Source organism: Mariniflexile fucanivorans (assembly GCF_004341235.1).
GTDB classification, from domain to species: domain Bacteria; phylum Bacteroidota; class Bacteroidia; order Flavobacteriales; family Flavobacteriaceae; genus Mariniflexile; species Mariniflexile fucanivorans.
Window position 1 is genome coordinate 665,130 of record NZ_SLUP01000001.1, and the last position, 13,334, is coordinate 678,463.

The window sequence follows — 13,334 nt, forward strand, 5'->3', positions numbered from 1 at the left end:
TTTTAGTTATCTAGTTTTTTTAATTCTTTTTCAAGTTTTATTAACTGTTTTTCGTTCGCCTTAAATTCTAATACCAAATCGGTTATTGGCTTAGTATTTAAAAAAGCTCTATGCATTGAGTCATTTTTTAAATAATGCTGAAGTGTAATTTCACCAAATTTTAAAGTTAACTCTGCTTGAATATCTTCAATTCTATTCTTTTCTTTATTTAAAGATTGCTTGTCGGTAAATTGATGAATCTTTTCATTGGCTTCTTCTACCAATTCTGTGCTAGCCACATAAGCCTTTGCAGTTGTTTCTTTAACCTTTTCTGTTACAAAAGAGGCTCCTTCTGCTACATTTTCGGTAACATGATCTAATGTTTCGGTTACATTTTCAAACAGCGTTTTAAAGAAGCCTTTTTTTGGTATAGGAGTCTCTTCTTTTATTACAACAGGTTTTTTAGTAACTACTTTTTTTGCTTTTGCAGGTTTAGTAGCTACTTTCTTAGTGGCTGCTTTTTTAGTGGCTGCTTTTTTAGTGGCTACTTTTTTAGCTGCTGCCGGTTTGGTTGCTGCAGGCTTAGTTTCTGCAGTGTTTTTTTCTATAGGTGTTTTTGACGTTGCCATTTTTCTTATTTTTTAATGTTTTTATTTTTTCTTCTTTTTCCTATTACATAAAATATTGCCATAATAACTCCAAGCGCTAAAACAACAATTAATGCAAATGACGATTTTCCTGATTCTTCATCTGAATCTGCGGTTTCAGCATTGTCTGCTCCTTCAATTTTGCTTAAATCTACAGTAGGCGTGTTTAAATTGGATAGTTTTGCAGCTAATAATTTATAATCGGTATCTAAAATTGACGATTCATTTAAAAGCATATTTAAATTTTCATTCACTTTAGCCAATTGAGCGTCCAATCTGTTTTTCTCATCAGAATTATATTCACTTAATATGAGTTGCGTGTCGTAATTATTTCTAATTTTTTTACTTAATTCATCTCTTTGACCAGTGATTCTAAGCATTTGCTCTTCGGCATCTGCCACATTTCTGTTAATGTTTTTAACAACATCATTTTGGATAAGCATTTGAGAATTTATTCCGTTTAATAAAGAATCAACTACTTTAAAGGCAACTGGTGGTGCTCCTTTATCATAAAGCGCTTTCTTTTGATCTTGGTAAACTGCTTTTTCTTCATTTAAAATATCAACTTTTTTTGTAGCTAAAGCAACTTCTTTCTTTTGAAGTGCTATTTGCTCTTGCAAATTTTCTTTTTGTCCTTTTAGTTGGTCAAGTTTACTGTTTACACCTGCGATGCCCGGCGATAGTTTTTTATCATTTATCGCTTTAACAGATGTTTCAAGTTGAGCTAATAAAGCTTGCAACGAGTCTCTTTGCTTAGAAACCATATTAACCAATTTTGTTTTACCATCTTTTTCAGCACCCAATAAATTTAGTTTTGAGTTGAGAAAATTAATAGAATCTTGGTTTTTTACTGAAACTAATACATTGGAACTTGTTTGATTTGCATCTTTTGTTAAAGATTGATCTGCGTTTTTGTCTGCTTTTGAACAATTAAAAGCTACAAAAGCAAATACACTTAGTAAAATAATTTTTGTTTTCATATTTTGGATTATTAATTAATTAAAGAATATTGATTATCTTATAGTTATGACTGTAACTTTTTAAAAAAGTCACTATTTTTATAAAAAGTGACCAAATAATAATTTCACCGTCTTATATATAGATTCCGTATTAATTATTAAATCCAACAAAATGGCCTTAAAACATATTATTATAGTATCGATAGCGCTATTTACAATAGCTTTTCATGCCCAAAACAAAACAGAAACCACCAGCGTTATTAGAATGTCTGAGGAAGATTTACAAGCTGTTATTGGCAAAATAGTTGAAGCCAAAAAACGAAATATGCGTGAGCATGGTAATATCAATGATCAAGGTAAGCCGCAAGAAATAGAATCAGACAGTTTTGAAATTGATTATCTAAACAAAGAAATAGAAGCTTTACAGAAACAAATAAACGCGACTAACTTAAAAAAAACGCCAAATCCTACTACGACACAAACAAATAACAATTTATATTTAAGAAGGGATATAGAAGATTTAGAATTTAAAATTAACGAATTACGAAACTTACAAGCTAAACAGAATAGCAACGAACCAATTACCATAATAATCGAAAAGGAACCATTAAAACAAACAAATACGCTCGAAAAAGATAGTTTAAACGTTATTTACAAACAAAAACTTCAATATAGTATAGATTCGCTATCGGCAGTTTTAAATAACAAGGTTGCTACTTTACAAACTTCAAATCCTGATTATTCAGATGATTTATCAAACATTGAGAAAAAGTTAATTGCCATTCAATCTGAACTCAATCTTAAGAAAGCATCGCTTTCTAAAGAAAGCGTGCTTTTGAATAAATATAGCAGTTATAAAAATCAGATATTTTTTAAGAACAACTCTAAATCTATTGAAGAAAACCAATTTGAGAATTTGAATAATTTGGTTAAAATTTTAAATGAAAACAAGAATTTTGATGTGCTAGTGAAAGGATTCGCGAGTAAAAAAGGGTCCGCTGTTTATAACCAAAGCTTATCAATGGAACGTACTGAAACGATTAAAAAATATTTGATATCAAAAGGTATACATCCTACAAGGATTTTAACAATCAACTATGGTATTGATTATAAAGCGACTACCGATGACGAAGCACGACGTGTTGAAATATCGTTAGTTATCAGAAAATAGGTTTATCGCTATTATTTAAAATATCTATTCATTCTGAATATTATTTGATTCAAATAAGGAATGTTGCTATATTTACTTATGGCAAATAATGTAATTCTTAAAATCACAGATTTAACCATTTCCTTTGGAAGTAATGAAGTGATTCATCATATTTCTTATCATTTAAATCAAAATGAAATTTTAGGTATTGTAGGCGAATCGGGCTCGGGGAAATCGGTGTCTTCGCTCGCTATCTTGGGTTTGCTCCCAAATAAAATATCTAAAATCACATCAGGAAGTATTGTTTATAAAGACGTAGATTTAACTACGTTGTCATCAAAAGCATTTCAAAGCATCCGAGGAAAAAAAATAGCGATGATTTTTCAAGAACCTATGAGTTCTTTAAACCCATCGATGACCTGCGGAAAACAAGTTCAAGAAATTTTATTACAACATACCAATTTATCTAAACAAGAAGCAAAATCTGAAACTCTAAATCTTTTTGAAAAAGTAAAATTGCCAGATGCCAGCCGCGTTTACAAAGCGTACCCACATGAAATTTCTGGAGGCCAAAAACAACGGGTTATGATTGCCATGGCAATAAGTTGTAAACCCGACATTTTAATTGCCGATGAACCTACAACAGCATTGGATGTTACGGTGCAAAAAAACATCATTCAATTGCTAAAAGAGCTGCAAATTGAAACCCAAATGAGTATTATTTTTATAACACACGATTTGTCTTTAATATCTGAAATCGCAGACCGCGTATTAGTTATGTATAAAGGCGCTATTGTAGAACAAGGCGTCGTTTCAACCATATTTAAAACACCTCAGCATACTTATACAAAGGCACTTATTAATTCGCGTCCTTCATTAAAAACACGCTTAAAAGTATTGCCAACTATTAAAGATTATTTGGAAAATACTACCAAACATGAAATTATAACGCAAGAAGAACGTCAATTAAATCACGAAAAACTATACAGTAAACCGCCTTTATTAGAAGTTATTAATGTGGAGAAGGAATATATTTCCAAATCGGGTTGGTTTACAAAACCAGAATCTTTTAAAGCAGTAAATGATGTTAGTTTTAAATTATATGAAGGTGAAACCTTGGGGTTGGTAGGCGAATCGGGTTGCGGAAAATCGACGTTGGGAAATGCCATTCTTCAATTAGATAAAGCGACCGCTGGAAAAATTCTTTATCAAGGTATTGATATTACAAAATTACCAAATTCAGAAATTAAAAAACTTCGAAAAGACATTCAAATAATTTTTCAAGATCCTTATTCATCACTAAACCCTAGAATGCCCGTAGGTGAGGCTATTATGGAACCTATGAAAGTGCATAAGCTTTATAATAATGATGTAGAACGAAAAGAAAAAACAATTGAAATTTTAAATAAAGTAGGCTTATCTGAAGATTATTTTAACCGCTATCCCCATGAATTTTCAGGTGGGCAACGTCAACGCATTGGTATTGCCAGAACAATTGCCTTACAACCTAAATTGATTGTGTGTGACGAGTCGGTTTCGGCGTTGGATATTTCGGTGCAAGCGCAGGTTTTAAACCTCTTAAACTCACTTAAAGATACGTTTGGATTTACCTATATTTTTATATCGCACGATTTGGCAGTTGTAAAATATATGAGTGACCAATTACTAGTTATGAATAAGGGTAAAATAGAAGAATTGGACGATGCAGATGTTATATATGCATCGCCCAAAACAGATTACACAAAAAAATTAATTGATGCCATCCCTAAAGGATTATAGCATAAAAATTTTCTTAGTTAAATACATTAAGCTTTTTAAAAATTGTAAATTCTCACGAACTGTTTCTTTGAATTTACTTTCATTAAATGTAGGTTGTTCAGGTAGATTTGTTGCAAAATTCATAGGCTTCAAGTTTATGGTAGATTTGGGAATCTATTTATTTTGTTTGGTTAATTTGACTCTTGCTAATATATAACGTTTTTTAAGTATATCAGTTTAAAAACACATAAATTCGTTTAAATGCGTTTATTTTTAACATTTAAATCTATTATGTAGTTAAAATACTTCTTTTTTACTATTAAAATAAATGGAGTTATAAGTAAAATCTATTTTAATAAGCAGTCTTATTTTCTTAATTTATCTATAAGCATGAACTTCTAAAAAATCCATAAGTTTTTTTTTATAAGCATCTCCACCAATAGCTGCTAAATTATGATGACCTCCCCCTTTTACTAGAACAAATGATTTGTCTTTTGATGCCAAATTTTCAAACAAAGCATGTCCATAATCCACACTAATATTTTCATCTTGATCACCATGAGAAATTAATATGGGCTGTGTTATATGTTTTACAGACTGAATTGGAGAAACTTCATCTGGATTAAATTTAGCGATTTCACCAGCTTGGTTTAATGCGATATTTGAAGCAAACTTAATTCCTATACCATACAAAAAATGCTTTTGGTAATCATAAACTATCTGCCTCAAATTGGTAAAAGTACTTTCTACAATTCCAAATTGTATCCTTTTATCATACTCCATTGCTTGAATGGCTATGGCGCCACCTAAAGAATTACCCCAAATAGCTACTTTGGTTTCTGGTATTTTAGTTTTAATGGTATCAACTATTGCTTTAATGTCTTTTTTTTCAAGATAACCGTATGTCGAGTACAGTCCGTCACTTTCACCATGTGCCCTATTATCAAAAAACCAACAATCATATCCTTTTTTGGCGAGATTAATTGCCAGATTAGAGAAATGTTCTTTACAACCTCCAACTCCATGAACTAAAATTAATGAAGCTTTGGGTTTCTTTAAAATAGATTTTACATGAAAACCTTTAAGTTTTGTTGAATCAAAGGAAACTACAACAACTTTATCGTAACTAATAGAATCAGTTAATAAATAATTTATCGCAGTAACTCTTGGTGGTTTTATTATAGAATATGGAAGCACATGTATTAAAACCACATATCCAGCGACTCCTAAAAACAGTGCAAGGACTATTAAAAATTTATACCTTTTTTTCAAGGCTTAATTATTTATATCCATTTCTGGAATATCACCTTCAATAATTAAAGTGCCTTCTGTAGCTTCTTTAATGGCTTCAACCGAAATTCCTGGAGCACGTTCTAAAAGTTTGAAACCTTTATCGGTAACCTCAAGAACAGCTAAGTTGGTCACAATTTTTTTTACACAGCCAACTCCTGTTAATGGCAATGAGCAACGCTTTAATAATTTAGATTCTCCTGCTTTATTAGTGTGCATCATAGCAACGATAATATTTTCAGCACTGGCAACTAAGTCCATAGCACCTCCCATACCTTTAACCAGACGTCCAGGAATTTTCCAATTGGCAATATCGCCGTTTTCAGCGACCTCCATGGCTCCTAAAATAGTTAAATCGACATGTTTGCCTCGAATCATGGAAAAACTTATGGCTGAGTCGAAAAAACTAGCTCCCGGTAATGTGGTAATGGTTTGTTTACCTGCGTTAATCACATCGGCGTCTTCTTCACCTTCAAAAGGAAATGGTCCCATGCCCAAAACGCCATTTTCACTTTGAAATTCTACCTCTATATCATTACGCACATAATTGGCAACCAAGGTTGGAATACCGATGCCTAAGTTTACATAATAGCCATTTTTTACTTCCTTAGCTATTCGCTTTGCGATTCCTATTTTGTCTAACATGTTTTTAGTTATAATGTTGAAAGTATAAAAGTTACTTACTCGTGCTCATAAAAACCTAAGCGCAGTTTAAGTCCTTATAACTTTAAACTTATTTAGTTTCTTTGTCTTACTGTTCGTTGTTCAATGCGTTTTTCATAGTGGTTTCCTTGAAAAATTCGTTGCACAAAAATACCTGGAATATGAATTTGATTGGGGTCTAAAGTTCCAAGTGGTACCAATTCTTCAACCTCAGCAACTGTTATTTTTGCGGCGCCACACATAACAGGATTAAAATTTCTGGCAGTTCCTTTAAAAATTAAATTACCTGCGGCATCGCCTTTCCAAGCTTTTACAAAAGCAAAATCGGCTTTAAAAGCGTGTTCCAACACATACATTTTTCCATCAAATTCCCGGGTTTCTTTTCCTTCGGCTACTTCCGTTCCATATCCTGCGGGTGTGTAAATAGCTGGAAAACCAGCCTGTGCTGCTCTGCAACGTTCTGCTAACGTCCCTTGTGGAATAAGTTCCACATCCAATTCGCCAGAAAGCATTTGGCGTTCAAATTCATCATTTTCACCCACATAAGACGATATCATCTTTTTAATTTGATGCTTTTGAAGTAATAAACCCAATCCAAAATCATCTACACCTGCGTTATTAGAAATGCATGTTAAACCTTTGATACCGAGTTTTACTAATTGGGCAATCGCATTTTCTGGAATGCCACTAAGCCCAAAACCACCGACCATACAGGTAATATTATCTGTAACACCTTTAAGGGCCTCTTCAACATTAGCTACTTTTTTATTAATCATGCTTATTTTGTTTATTGCTTTTTAAAAATACGAAATAAAAAAGCCATTCTAAAAGGAATGGCTTTTCATTTTTATGTTAAAAAGTAGAAACTTGTTATTAAAAATTCAAATCATCGGGTGTGCTTCCAGATTCTTCCCCATTTACATAATTACCAGATTCTTTAGAACAATCTACATTAATAGAAAGGTTTTTAGGAACTTCAAAATTACCTGTTGATACATCTAAAGTTTTATCAGCATAACAACTTTTCATAAACAGTCCCCAAATTGGTAACGCCATAGAAGCTCCTTGACCATAAGTAATGGATCTAAAATGCGCAGCTCTATCTTCGGCGCCTACCCAAACACCTGTTACAAGGTTTGGTACCATACCCATAAACCAACCATCACTTTGGTTTTGTGTGGTTCCTGTTTTTCCTGCAATTGGGTTGGTTAACGCATACGGATATCCTGTAATAATTTCTTTATAAACACCATAAGGCTCGCCAGTTCTTCTTAATCTTGCACCAGAACCAAATTGGGTAACACCCTCTAAAAGTTTTACGGTTACGTACGCCTCTTCTTCACCTAAAACATCGCGTGTTTCTGGTTTAAATTGATACAAAATAGTGCCGTTTTTATCTTCAATAGTAGTTACCATGACTGGTTTTGTGTAAACACCTTTGTTAGCAAAAGCTGCATAGGCGCCAACCATTTCGTAAACACTTAAATCGGCAGTTCCCAATGCTATGGAAGGTACCGCAGGAATATCGGATTCTATTCCTAATTTCTTAACTAAATCTATTACTGGTTTTGGACCAACTTTGTCCATTAAGCGGGCTGTAATGGTATTTACTGAATTAGCTAAAGCATCCTTTAACGTTCTGGTTCCACCATAATCGCCACCAGAATTTTTAGGACACCAATCTTTAAGGTTTCCATATTTATTGGCTTCTATACAAAAAGGAGTATCTGGAAATACATCACAAGGTGAATAATGTAATTGATCGATAGCTGTGGCATACACAAAAGGTTTAAAGGTTGACCCCACTTGTCTCTTACCTTGCTTTACCATATCATATTGAAAATGACGGTAATTAATACCTCCAACCCATGCTTTTACATGTCCTGTTTGTGGATCCATAGCCATCATACCTGTACGTAAAAATGTTTTGTAATACCGTATGGAATCAATGGGTTTCATAATCGTATCTATCTCGGTTGCTTTTCCTTTTTTCCAAGCAAAAACAGACATTTCGGTAGGTTTGTAAAAAGAAGCTTCAATTTCTTTATCAGACTTATCTAAATCATATTTCATTTTTCTCCAACGCTCCGATTGCTTCATGGCGCCTCTTAATAATGACTTAATCTCATCTGCTGATAAATCTATAAATGGTGCTGTTTTATTTTTTTCTGGTGTGTTTTGACTAAAAAAGGCAGCCTGCAATCTGGACATGTGATCTTGAACCGCATTTTCAGCATATAATTGCATACGAGAATCGATGGTGGTATGAATTTTTAAACCATCGTTATATAAGTTATATTTTGAACCATCTGGTTTCGGATTGTTTTTTATCCAATCTTTCATAAAACCATCTAAATAGGTTCTGAAGTAAGTGGCTATACCTTCGCGGTGAGATTCTGGATTGTAGTTTAAATCTAGAGGTGTTTTTTGAAGGGAGTCTTTAACTTTCTCATCAATATAATCGTATTTATACATTTGTGCTAATACTACATTTCTTCTTTGCAGTGTAAGCTCAGGACGTTTTCTTGGGTTGAATAATGATGAGTTTTTAAACATCCCAACAAGCATTGCTGATTCCTTTAAATCTAAATCTTTAGGTTCTTTTCCAAAGTAAATTCTAGCAGCGCTTCTAATACCATCGGCATTATTTAAAAAATCGTAAATATTGAAATACTGTGCGATAATTTCCTCTTTGGTGTATTGCCTTTCTAAACGGGTGGCAATAATCCATTCTTTAATTTTTTGGGTCATCCTGCCCAATTTATTTTTAGAACCTTCACCATGAAACAACTGTTTTGCCAATTGTTGAGAAATGGTACTGGCACCACCTCCACTACCCATTTTAACAATAGCCCTTAAAGTTCCAACAGCATCAATACCTGAATGATCGTGAAAACGTGCATCTTCAGTTGCCAGTAAAGCTTCTACTAAATGCTTTGGTAATTCATCGTACTCAACAGGCGTTCTATTATCATTTAAATAAAATTTACCTATAGTTTTTCCATCAGAAGAAATAATTTCGGCTGCAAGATTTGTTTTAGGATTTTCTAAAACCGTATGGTCTGGCATCTCACCAAAAAGTCCCCAAGATGCTAATAAAAACATAAGGATTGCTAAAAGAATACCTCCTATAAAGAGCATCCAAAACCAACGAATGTATTTTGAAAAGTCTTGAGTTACTGATGTTTGTTTTTTTGCTGCCATAGTTTAAGTGGCTTAAAGATTTTTAATTTATAAAATTATTTTATACTTGGTTTCTCAATTCTAAAACCAACATCGGTAATGCCTTCAAGCTCTACCACGCCATTAACTTTTCCGTTTTCGCGCATAGCATGTTGAATTTTAACCACATAGTCTCCTTTTTCCTTAAAAACAACCTGTTCTTTATACCAAAGTTTATTTTCTTTAATATCGGTTAAACCAGTACCTAAAAACTTACCTGAAGGATCTGCCATTTTATATTCTAACGTGTCTTTTATTGTTTTTCCATGCGGAAAAGTCATTTCAACAATTAAAAATATATTATTGTATTTATAGGTATTAGTGTTTCTTAAATTAACAAACAAATTGTAGGCGTTTGTTGAATCTGGAGCCTTGATATTAAAACTTGCAACAGAGTCTTTATGCCATTTGTTTGGTACGGGTTGATAGACATCAAAAACACGATTAGGGTCGCAAGATGTAAATATTATAGAAGCTAATAACAAAAATAATGTGGCACTATTTCTCAATGTTTTTAGTGTTTTGAGGTTTATTTCTATTCTTCTTATTTCTGTTATTATTTTTTTTAACAGCCTGCCCTTGGGTATTATTACTTTCTGGAGGTTTGTTCTTATTACCTTGATTTTGTTTGCGTCTGTTATTTTTACGTTTTTTATTAGGTTTTGGACTATCAAAACGTGTTAAACTATCTTGACCTACAACGTTTTCAAACTCGGTTTTAGTATCTTCAGTAACTTCTAAAGCATATTCTTCCAAACTAACTACCTTTTGGTTCTTCTTGTTTAAACTAATAATTTCATTAGCTTGATCGGTAGTTATTTTATGCCAGTTTGCCCATTCGCCTTCATAAGCATACCACATATGCCCTTTAAAAATATCGGTTTTTTGGCATACAGCCGTTCCTTTTTCAGTTTGAAGTTTAATTTCTGTTTTGGGGAAACTTTTTAAAGCATCGAGGTAACTATCCAATTCGTAATTTAAACAGCATTTTAGCTTACCGCATTGTCCTGCTAATTTTAACGGATTTAATGATAATTGCTGGTAACGTGCTGCTGATGTACTTACAGAACGAAAATCTGTCAACCAAGTAGAACAACAAAGTTCGCGCCCACAAGAACCAATGCCACCAAGTCTGGAAGCTTCTTGACGAAACCCTACTTGTTTCATTTCAATTCGTGTTCTAAATTCGCGTGCAAATACTTTGATGAGTTCTCTAAAATCGACGCGTTCTTCGGCAGTGTAGTAAAACGTTGCTTTACTGGCATCGCCTTGAAATTCGATATCAGAAATTTTCATTTCTAATTTTAAATCGATAGCAAATTGTCGCGCTTTAACCTTCATAGGTTCTTCTTTGTCTCGCGCTTCACTCCAAATATCAATATCTTTTTGACTTGCTTTTCGGTAAATTTTAAGAATTTCTTCGGGATTTTCTGAAATATTTTTGCGCTTCATTTGAACACGCACCAATTCCCCCGAAAGGGTAACCATCCCTATATCATGACCAGATTGTGCTTGTGTTGCCACCACATCGCCAATACTTAAGGTTAAGTTTTCGGTATTGTGGTAGTATTCTTTTCTGCCGTTTTTAAAGCGGACCTCAACCCAATTAAACGGTTTTTCACCATTTGGAAGCGACATATTGGCTAACCAATCGAACACCGTTAGTTTGTTACAACTATCCGTTCCGCATGTGCCATTATTTTTACATCCTTTTGGTTGACCGTCTTTTCCAGTTGAACAACTGTTACAAGCCATATGTTTTTATATATTGAATTCGTTAATAATTAAATTATTACGAATGAAGGTTTATAATTATTTTAAAATCCCCATATTTTCGAGAATACCAATTTAATTGAACTATTATTTCAAAAAAACTTCTCGATGTAAAGATAAGATTATTTATTCAGTTTGAAATATTATAAATATATCACCCAAAAATATCTTTAATTTTTTTGTTGAGTATGTAAGCAAAAACAATGAAATTATTCACTAATTATTATTTTTTGTAAAAATATATTAAAAAAATATGCTCACAATTCAAAAAAAAATTGATGTTTGTAAATAACTACTAAAAAATCTAGCTTATGAAACTTAATTTTACATTTACTTTTTTTATGTTTACAACCTTTTTTATGTTTAATATACATGCGCAAGACATGAATAAAACAGTAGCTGGTGGTGAATATGCCTTCAACAAGGAAAAAACAGAATGCCTGACTAATGTGCAAAGAGACGAGATAAAAACAGAAATAAAAAAAAATATTGCGCTATTAAAAACGCAAAACAAATTAGTTTACAATAAAACAAAAGCCTTAGATCACCCACTTTTCATCTGGCCAGTTAAGAAAGCAAGTAACATAACTTATAATGATGTGTGGGCCATTTCAGGATATATGGATCACGATACGGCGTATCCAAATAATTTAAAGGATTATAACTGCGGAACAAAAACCTATGATACAGACGCCGGTTACAATCACCTTGGTGTCGATATTTTTACATGGCCATTCTCCTGGAATCTAATGGATACTGATGGTGTTGAAATTGTTGCAGCTGCTCCTGGGCAGATTATTGCTAAAACAGTTTCGAATTCAGATAGAAGTTGCAGTTTTAATTCAAACCAATGGAATGCTGTATATGTTCAGCATGCAGATGGAAGTGTTGCCTTGTATGGACATATGAAACAAAATTCGGCAACCCAAAAAAATATTGGAGATTCAGTAGTCGCTGGTGAGTATCTAGGAATTGTAGGAAGTTCTGGTAACTCTACCGGACCCCATTTACATTTTGAAGTTTACTCTGAAATTGAACAAAATGGTGTAGGACAAGATATTTTAATAGATCCTTTTGCGGATGCCTGTAATAATTTAAACACCGACTCGTGGTGGCAAGACCAAAAACCTTACGTGGACTCTAACATAAACGCTTTGCTAACACACTCTAGTCCGGCCGTTTTTCCTGATTGTCCAACAACTGAAACCCTTAACGTTAGTAACCAATTTGCACTGAACGAAACAGCTTATTTCGGATTGTATTTAAGAGATCAAGTTGCTGGGACCAGTATCAATCTTAAAATTATTAGACCAAACAATACCAATCTGCGTGATTGGAATTTTGATTTTGTTGATAGTTATGACGCCTCATGGTGGCGTTGGAGTAGTTCTTTTGATGCCGCTGGCGAATGGAAATGGCAAGCAACCTATAAAGGACAAACGGTAACGCATACCTTTAACGTTGGTACTTTAAGTGTTGACGAAGCAATTTTTAAAAACACAGAAGTGTATCCAAATCCGTTTAATAATAGTATTAATATCAAATCAAATACTATCATTAAAAAAGCTACTGTAGTGAATATGTTAGGTCAACCTATTAAAGTTGAAAACATAACATCGGGAAGTATTAAAGAAATTAACATGGAATCTGCTTCAAAAGGCATTTATTTTTTAACGCTTGAAGACGCTAATTCTCAGAAGAAAACTGTTAAGATTGTAAAAGAGTAAATTGTTTTAATTATTTAAAGAAGAGGCTGTCTAAAAAGTATAATTTTACGTGATTGCGAGGAACGAAGCAATCTGTAAGTCGTTAATAGTGAATAAACAGATTACTTCACTGCGTTCGTAATGACGATGAATTTTAACTTTTCGTACAGCTTCTTTTTTTTCAGAA

The 13,334-nt window shown here is 33.0% G+C and carries 11 protein-coding genes; 3 read left to right on the forward strand and 8 right to left on the reverse strand.

From position 1 onward, the window contains the following. Nucleotides 1-2 precede the first annotated feature (2 nt). On the reverse strand, nt 3-608 hold the full coding sequence (locus EV196_RS20025) for a hypothetical protein (RefSeq protein WP_207902804.1): 606 nt from the start codon (nt 606-608) through the stop codon (nt 3-5). Between the two features lie 5 nt (nt 609-613). After that, nucleotides 614-1,606, reverse strand: a complete 993-nt coding sequence (locus tag EV196_RS02950) for a coiled-coil domain-containing protein (protein ID WP_132214718.1) — start codon at nt 1,604-1,606, stop codon at nt 614-616. Nucleotides 1,607-1,757: 151 nt separating this feature from the next. Between EV196_RS02950 and EV196_RS02955 the strand changes: the two genes are divergently transcribed. Continuing rightward, entirely contained in the window at nt 1,758-2,756 is a 999-nt protein-coding gene (locus tag EV196_RS02955) for an OmpA family protein (protein ID WP_132214720.1), read from the forward strand. A gap of 78 nt (nt 2,757-2,834) precedes the next feature. Further along, the gene (locus EV196_RS02960) at nt 2,835-4,514 is read left to right on the forward strand and encodes an ABC transporter ATP-binding protein (RefSeq protein WP_132214722.1); all 1,680 of its coding nucleotides are present in this window, start codon (nt 2,835-2,837) and stop codon (nt 4,512-4,514) included. A gap of 357 nt (nt 4,515-4,871) precedes the next feature. On the opposite strand, the gene EV196_RS02965 is transcribed toward EV196_RS02960, so the two are convergent. The 6 genes from EV196_RS02965 to EV196_RS02990 all read right to left on the reverse strand — a co-directional run bounded on the left by EV196_RS02965 (nt 4,872) and on the right by EV196_RS02990 (nt 11,423). Then, a complete protein-coding gene (locus EV196_RS02965) occupies nt 4,872-5,765 on the reverse strand; it encodes an alpha/beta hydrolase (protein WP_132214724.1) in 894 nt (297 codons plus the stop codon). Between the two features lie 3 nt (nt 5,766-5,768). Further along, nucleotides 5,769-6,428, reverse strand: coding sequence for a 3-oxoacid CoA-transferase subunit B (locus EV196_RS02970; RefSeq protein ID WP_132214726.1), 660 nt, complete (start codon nt 6,426-6,428; stop codon nt 5,769-5,771). A 92-nt stretch (nt 6,429-6,520) separates the two neighbouring features. Beyond that, nucleotides 6,521-7,222 (reverse strand): CoA transferase subunit A, encoded by a 702-nt coding sequence (locus tag EV196_RS02975; RefSeq protein WP_132214728.1) that lies wholly within the window; start codon nt 7,220-7,222, stop codon nt 6,521-6,523. A gap of 97 nt (nt 7,223-7,319) precedes the next feature. After that, nucleotides 7,320-9,650 carry a penicillin-binding protein 1A gene (locus EV196_RS02980; RefSeq protein WP_132214730.1) on the reverse strand — a complete coding sequence of 777 codons (2,331 nt, stop codon included), beginning with the start codon at nt 9,648-9,650 and terminating at the stop codon, nt 7,320-7,322. Between the two features lie 35 nt (nt 9,651-9,685). Then, nucleotides 9,686-10,177, reverse strand: a complete 492-nt coding sequence (locus EV196_RS02985; RefSeq protein ID WP_132214732.1) for a gliding motility lipoprotein GldH — start codon at nt 10,175-10,177, stop codon at nt 9,686-9,688. Further along, nucleotides 10,167-11,423: a PSP1 domain-containing protein gene (locus EV196_RS02990; protein WP_132214734.1), complete on the reverse strand. Its 1,257-nt coding sequence runs from the start codon at nt 11,421-11,423 to the stop codon at nt 10,167-10,169. The genes EV196_RS02985 and EV196_RS02990 overlap by 11 nt, the downstream gene beginning before the upstream one ends. A 329-nt stretch (nt 11,424-11,752) precedes the next feature. On the opposite strand from EV196_RS02990, the gene EV196_RS02995 reads away from it, so the two are divergent. Then, a complete protein-coding gene (locus EV196_RS02995; protein WP_132214736.1) occupies nt 11,753-13,168 on the forward strand; it encodes a peptidoglycan DD-metalloendopeptidase family protein in 1,416 nt (471 codons plus the stop codon). The last annotated feature ends 166 nt before the right edge of the window (nt 13,169-13,334 follow it).

Excerpts from the sequence above, each read along its gene's own strand:
- EV196_RS20025 (WP_207902804.1), bottom strand. The coding sequence starts at position 608 with ATGGCAACGTCAAAAACACCTATAGAAAAAAACACTGCAGAAACTAAG.
- EV196_RS02950 (WP_132214718.1), bottom strand. The coding sequence starts at position 1,606 with ATGAAAACAAAAATTATTTTACTAAGTGTATTTGCTTTTGTAGCTTTT.
- EV196_RS02955 (WP_132214720.1), top strand. The coding sequence starts at position 1,758 with ATGGCCTTAAAACATATTATTATAGTATCGATAGCGCTATTTACAATA.
- EV196_RS02960 (WP_132214722.1), top strand. The coding sequence starts at position 2,835 with ATGGCAAATAATGTAATTCTTAAAATCACAGATTTAACCATTTCCTTT.
- EV196_RS02970 (WP_132214726.1), bottom strand. The coding sequence starts at position 6,428 with ATGTTAGACAAAATAGGAATCGCAAAGCGAATAGCTAAGGAAGTAAAA.
- EV196_RS02975 (WP_132214728.1), bottom strand. The coding sequence starts at position 7,222 with ATGATTAATAAAAAAGTAGCTAATGTTGAAGAGGCCCTTAAAGGTGTT.
- EV196_RS02980 (WP_132214730.1), bottom strand. The coding sequence starts at position 9,650 with ATGGCAGCAAAAAAACAAACATCAGTAACTCAAGACTTTTCAAAATAC.
- EV196_RS02990 (WP_132214734.1), bottom strand. The coding sequence starts at position 11,423 with ATGGCTTGTAACAGTTGTTCAACTGGAAAAGACGGTCAACCAAAAGGA.
- EV196_RS02995 (WP_132214736.1), top strand. The coding sequence starts at position 11,753 with ATGAAACTTAATTTTACATTTACTTTTTTTATGTTTACAACCTTTTTT.